Raw genomic sequence first — 3,529 nt, 5'->3', positions numbered from 1 at the left:
CCTTGAAGACGACGAGGTTGATAGGTTCGGGGTGGAAGCACAGCAATGTGTGGAGCTGACGAATACTAATCGGTCGAGGGCTTATCCTACAAACTCTTGTGAGTATTCGCAAGTACTATAAATCGCTTAAGTTTCATTCATTCGCATCCAGTTTTCAGTGTGCAATATACAGAAAACATAGAAACCTACCAAATAAACTTTGGTAGGTTTCTATGTTTTTTTTCTTTAGAAGGAAGTGGAGCTTCCTGCATCATCACATTTATGCAGAAAGCTATTCTTAATCTGATGTTGGCCGCCCGGCATCTTCAGTGAATATTGCTAAGTATTTAACTTGTTCAGATACAGGAATAACAAGATGCTCTTCCAGTGAGTTGAAGTACATCCCATCTCCGGCGCTCATCTCATATTCGATATTGCCGACCTTATACTTCATTTGTCCAGAAAGGACATAGATGAACTCTTGTCCCTCGTGAGAGAATACATGGCTTTTCACTTCACCTCGTTGTGCTACAAACAAATAAGGCTGCATGATTTTATCTCTTCTGCCGGATGCGAAGGCAAAGAAAGAGTAGCCTTTATCTGTTTTGATCCATTTTTCTATATCCTGATACTCTGCCGCACTCGTATAGATCGTTCCGTTGCTCGGGGATGGTTCCAACAGGTCTGATACCTTTACTCCTAGTGCTGAAGAGATTTTCATTAGTGTAGCAACAGCTGGCATGGTGCTCCCGTTTTCGATCTTGGAAAGCATGCTTTTCGTGAAACCGCAGGCTGCAGAAACCTCATCTTGTGTGCGTTTTTGTTCTTTACGAATTAATCGGATTCTTTTGCCCAATTCCATAGGGATCCCTCGCGTCATAAGATTACTTTGTACTATAACTTTACCGATACCTTCTCTAAAATACCAGCAATTCAATGAAAAATATAGATTGCCGAATGGAAGCTAATCCCTTATAATCAAGTTGTTGTTCAACAAGGTTGAATAACTATAAAACAAGTTGAATGGGGTGGAGTGAGTTGAAGAAATTTAAAGTCGGCCTGGTTGGGGCGGGCGGAGTATCTGAATTACATCTGGAAGGCTATAAAGCTAACCCGGCACGCATTGAAATTACGGCGATATGTGATCCAAATGAACAGGTGCTGCAAGAACGGGCTGATAAATATGGAATTCCACAGCGTTTTACAGACTTGAAAGAATTTATTCAACACAGCGGCATTGATGCTGCTATCGTATGCACTCCTACTTCCATTCGTAAGCAGGTTGTGTTTCCTTTATTAGAAGCTGGAATACCATTACTGGTAGAAAAGCCATTCTCGGACACATTAAATGATGCGATTGAAATTACGGAAAAAGCAAAGCAGCTTAACGTTCCAGTCGCAGTGAATCAGAACTTTAGACGTCATTATCCATTCGAGATCGTTAAGAGCATTATTGCAGAAAACACGATTGGCAAAGTGACGATGATTATATTCAATGAAATGTTTTTCCGGCAAGATGCAGGATGGCGCCTCGATCGTGAGCGGCACGCTTTATCGGTTATGGGTATCCATTGGTTTGATGGTTTTAGACAAATACTGGGCTGCGAGGCTGAATCGGTTGTATGCTTGTTGAATTCTTCTAACGCGATCAACTGTCAAGGAGAGACAGATGCAACTGTTCAGCTAAGATTTGAAAACGGTTCCATTGTGACCTATACGCAAAGCTTCTCTTCTTCGATTAGTCGAACGGAAATGATCGTAATTGGAGAGAAGGGGACCCTGAGATGTAATCATAATCAGGTTGAGCTTTACCTCCCTGGTGAACGCAATTCATCACATACATGGGAGAACCACTACTCCCGCGAACAAAATAGTCTGGATAACATCGAGCAACTGTTAACATGGATTGAGACAGGTGCAGTCGCTAGCAATAGTGCAGAAGATAATCTGAAGACCGTAGCATTGCTTGATGCTTCCTACCAGTCGGCAGCTGAATCTCAGATTGTACGGCTTAAAGACGGAGTTAGAATATGACGATCAAATATGCTTTTTCTAGACCCACCGCATCTGATGAAGAGCGTAATCTTCTTTTTAATGATTATCAGAAAGCTGGTTATGCTGGGTTGCAGCTCAAAGGAGGGCAATATGCACCTTATTTGTTTCAACCGGAACGTTTTATAGAAGAATGGGGTCATAGGGAAGGTATAGCTTCAGCGCTTATTACCGGAGGAGGTCTGGATGAACAGGGACTCAGGAACCTACGGGAGTTGTTTCAGTTTGGTCAAAAGATAGGGTCTGAGATGATCGTATTTTGCCACGGTGTGTCCCGCAGTCAGGTGACAGCTGAGGATATTCGCACCTATGCAGATTGTTTGTCTGAGCTTGGAAAAGAAGCGCAGCAGCATGGACTGAAGCTTTCACTCCATCATCATTACGATCAACCGGTTATGTATCGGGAAGATTTTGATATTTTCTTTGATCGTATACAGCAGGGAACTGTAGGTTTAACAATTGATACCGCACATCTGGTCAAATCCGGAATAGGGAATTCAGCTGAACTGATTAGATCCTTTGCTTCCGTTATTGATAATTATCACCTAAAAGACTTCGCAGCAGGAGATTGGCAAATTCTCGGCCGTGGAGTAATTGACTTTGAACCGATATTTGCAGCAATTATAGATACCAGTTACCGCGGCTGGATATCTGCAGATGAAGAAAGCGGTGGTTCTATCGTGGAAGGGCTGGATGAATGTATTCGTTTTTTAAGGCATGGATTACAATCTACCAAGTAAGGAGAACGAGTAATGGCTACAATCTCAGATTTGCGAAAAGAAGAGGAGGGCCGCATCCTATCGATGGATTGGGGTAAGATTCATTGGTTATGCGGTCAAGACATCGATCCAGAGTCAGAAATGACCTTTGGTATGGTCTATATCGAAGCTGGACAGGCGAACGGGAGGCATATTCATCCCAATTGTGAGGAGCTTATTTTTGTATTATCCGGAGAGTGTGATCACTCGCTTGGAGAAGAGGTGTTCCATCTTGAGCCAGGAATGATGCTCCGAATTCCGCGAGGTGTTCCACATCATGCAAAGGTGACCAGCTGGGAGCCTTGTCGGATGATCATCGCGTACTCAGCGCCAGATCGACAAACGATAGGAGAGTAGGAGTAATATTGAAGATGGAAGGCATAATAATGCATTCCATCTTGGTTATTTTAAATAGATGAATTCTTATCAAAACACTAGTAAAGTTAACGAGATAATTAATGCAATAATCTGATAACTGTATCGATTTAGGAGGTGTAAATACAAATAATAATTAATTATCAAAAACACTTGCATTAATAAATCATTGTATGGTATATTCTATTTCTGGCCGAGAGAAACAAGCGGTTGGGACGGAAAGCTCAATATCATTGATAGATAGAAATTGAAATCAATGAAAAATAAAGCTTGACACTGAATTCGATAACGTGATAAGATACACAGCGTTGTTGAAAAAAATTGTTCTTTGAAAACTGAACAACGAGCAAAACTGCCCCGTTAGA

The 3,529-nt window shown here is 41.8% G+C and carries 4 protein-coding genes and 1 rRNA gene; 4 read left to right on the top strand and 1 reads right to left on the bottom strand.

The features are described 5' to 3' along the window. Positions 1 to 89: ribosomal RNA gene (locus tag FHS17_RS30275) — 23S ribosomal RNA — on the top strand; the annotation flags it as partial. Between the two features lie 188 nt (positions 90 to 277). Here the strand turns inward: FHS17_RS30275 and FHS17_RS30270 are convergent. Further along, complete coding sequence (locus FHS17_RS30270; protein WP_167283204.1) at positions 278 to 841, bottom strand: helix-turn-helix domain-containing protein; 564 nt, start codon at positions 839 to 841, stop codon at positions 278 to 280. Between the two features lie 176 nt (positions 842 to 1,017). Here FHS17_RS30270 and FHS17_RS30265 point away from each other — a divergent pair, with 176 nt between their 5' ends. From FHS17_RS30265 to FHS17_RS30255, 3 genes are read left to right on the top strand one after another with little or no spacing between them, the layout of a single operon-like run. Further along, the gene (locus FHS17_RS30265; protein WP_167283202.1) at positions 1,018 to 2,013 is read left to right on the top strand and encodes a Gfo/Idh/MocA family protein; all 996 of its coding nucleotides are present in this window, start codon (positions 1,018 to 1,020) and stop codon (positions 2,011 to 2,013) included. Beyond that, a complete protein-coding gene (locus FHS17_RS30260) occupies positions 2,010 to 2,771 on the top strand; it encodes a sugar phosphate isomerase/epimerase family protein (RefSeq protein WP_167283200.1) in 762 nt (253 codons plus the stop codon). Before FHS17_RS30265 ends, FHS17_RS30260 begins: the two co-directional genes overlap by 4 nt. Positions 2,772 to 2,783: 12 nt before the next feature. Then, positions 2,784 to 3,146, top strand: a complete 363-nt coding sequence (locus FHS17_RS30255; RefSeq protein WP_167283198.1) for a cupin domain-containing protein — start codon at positions 2,784 to 2,786, stop codon at positions 3,144 to 3,146. Positions 3,147 to 3,529 lie beyond the last annotated feature (383 nt).

The sequence above is a fragment of the Paenibacillus lupini genome, assembly GCF_011761355.1.
GTDB lineage: Bacteria > Bacillota > Bacilli > Paenibacillales > Paenibacillaceae > Pristimantibacillus > Pristimantibacillus lupini.
Note: the sequence above shows the minus strand (reverse complement) of the source record. Positions and strands in the feature narration are given on the sequence as shown.